Genomic DNA, 1,897 nt, shown 5'->3' on the forward strand with positions numbered 1-1,897 from the left:
GCCCGGTGTACGGGGCGGCCCAGCGTGGCCTGCCAGGGGGTCCAGTCCTGTCCGTCTTCGTCCATTTGCGCGAAAAGGCCCCGGCACTGGGCCATCTTGGCATCCAGATTGTCGGCATAGTGCAGGGCCATGGCTTCGGGAGTGTGGGGCTGGCGTACCGCGCCAAACTGAAGCTCGCCGTGATGGCTCAGGATGAGGTGCTTGAGATGTCTTTGCAGCGGTTCTTCAAGGCCGGATTTTGCCATAAAGGGAGCCAGCATTTCTATGCCAAGCATGAGGTGACCGAGCAGGCGGCCTTCGTCGGTATAGTCGTTGGCAAGGCCGCCGGAAAATTCCCGCAGCTTGCCGATATCATGAAAGAGCGCTCCGGCCAGCAGGGTTTGCCTGTCCAGTTCCGGATACTGGTCGGCAATGCGGCGGCAGAGGTTGAAAACGCTCAGGGTATGTTCAAGCAGGCCGCCCACATAGGCGTGGTGCACGCCCTTGGCGGCCGGGCATACGCGAAAGGCCGCCCGCATTTCGGCATTGCTGAAAAAGCCCTGCACCAGTTTGCGCCAGGGGGCGTGGGTGAATTCCGCCTTGATGGAGCTGTCCAGCTCGTGGAGCATGTCATCCAGCGGGTAAGGGCTGGCGGGCATAAGGGCGGTCTGGTCCACAGCGGCGCTTTCCGCGGCGTCCAGCAGGCGCATGGGCTCCACAGTAAGCCGCACCTGATCGCGGTACAGGCTTGCGCGGCCTTCGACCCACGCCAGAGATCCGGCGGGGATTTCACCGAAGTCCGCGCTGAGGGGATGCCATATTTTGGCTTCAAGACTGCCGCTGGCGTCCACCAGGGTGAGCCGCCAGTAGGGGCCGTTGCGCGACTGGCCCTGCGCCGCCTGACTGACTGCAAACAGACCCCGCGCTTCCGACGTGGGGCTAATGTCTTTGACGTAACAACCTTTTTCCATATATCTATCCAGGAGCGTCTGGCCAGGAGCGTCAGACGCCCCGTGCGTTTTGATCGCCGCCGCAAGGGCGGATCATAGCGAAGCTTTTTTGAATTTCCCTTCTTTCCGAGGTATTGTCAATGAACGTTCTCCTGACCAATGACGACGGCATCCGGGCCAAAGGGCTGCGCGCCCTGTACGCGGCCCTGCGCGAGGCCGGTCATACGGTATACGTGGTGGCCCCCATGAGCCAGCAGTCCGGCGTGGGGCATTCGCTCACGGTGTTCGAGCCAGTGCGGGCCACAGTGATTGAAGAGCCGGACTTTACGGGGACGGGCGTTTACGGAACCCCCACCGACTGCGTGAAGCTGGCCTTGGGGCGGCTGCTGCCCCAGAAGCCCGACCTTGTCATGTCCGGCATCAATGCCGGGGCCAACGTGGGACCGGACATCCTGTATTCCGGCACAGTGGGCGCGGCCACCGAGGCCGCCCACGAAGAACTGCCCAGCATGGCGGTTTCGTTTGACAGCTTCAGCCACAATACCGCGCCGGGTATGGATCTCATGCCCCAGGCGCGCCATGCCGTGAGCCTGGCCGAGCGCATGAACTGGTCTGCCGTGGGCCGCCGCCGGGTGATCAATATCAATTATCCCGCCTGCCCCCTGGACGAGGCTGCGGAACTGTGCGTCTGCCCTCAGACCACAGCCGTGTGGAAAAACGTCTATATCGAGCGCGAAGATCCGCGCGGAGCGCCCTACTGGTGGCTTGAGGGCGAAATTCCCCCGGCAAGCATTGAGCCGGGTTCGGACAAGGACCTGCTCAACCGTGGGCATATCACCCTGACTCCCCTGTGCTTTGATTTTACCGACCGCGACGGGCTGAACGCGCTCAGGTGCATGCGGCTTCAGGGTTGATGCGGCCACTGCGGCAGCGGTTGTTTTTTGCCGCGCCGCACGATCCGCCGGGCC

Annotated in this window: 2 protein-coding genes; one reads left to right on the forward strand and one right to left on the reverse strand. The window is 62.9% G+C overall.

The features are described from left to right. A partial coding sequence (locus tag V6C16_RS12210; RefSeq protein ID WP_333543322.1) for a 3'-5' exoribonuclease YhaM family protein occupies positions 1-950 on the reverse strand: 950 nt, incomplete at its 3' end. 119 nt (positions 951-1,069) lie between these two features. Here V6C16_RS12210 and surE point away from each other — a divergent pair. Further along, positions 1,070-1,843, forward strand: a complete 774-nt coding sequence (surE, locus tag V6C16_RS12215; protein WP_333543323.1) for a 5'/3'-nucleotidase SurE — start codon at positions 1,070-1,072, stop codon at positions 1,841-1,843. The last annotated feature ends 54 nt before the right edge of the window (positions 1,844-1,897 follow it).

Source organism: Desulfovibrio sp. 1188_IL3213, from assembly GCF_036763145.1.
Lineage (GTDB): Bacteria > Desulfobacterota > Desulfovibrionia > Desulfovibrionales > Desulfovibrionaceae > Desulfovibrio.

Coding starts and splice junctions, on each gene's coding strand:
- surE (WP_333543323.1), top strand. CDS start 1,070: ATGAACGTTCTCCTGACCAATGACGACGGCATCCGGGCCAAAGGGCTG.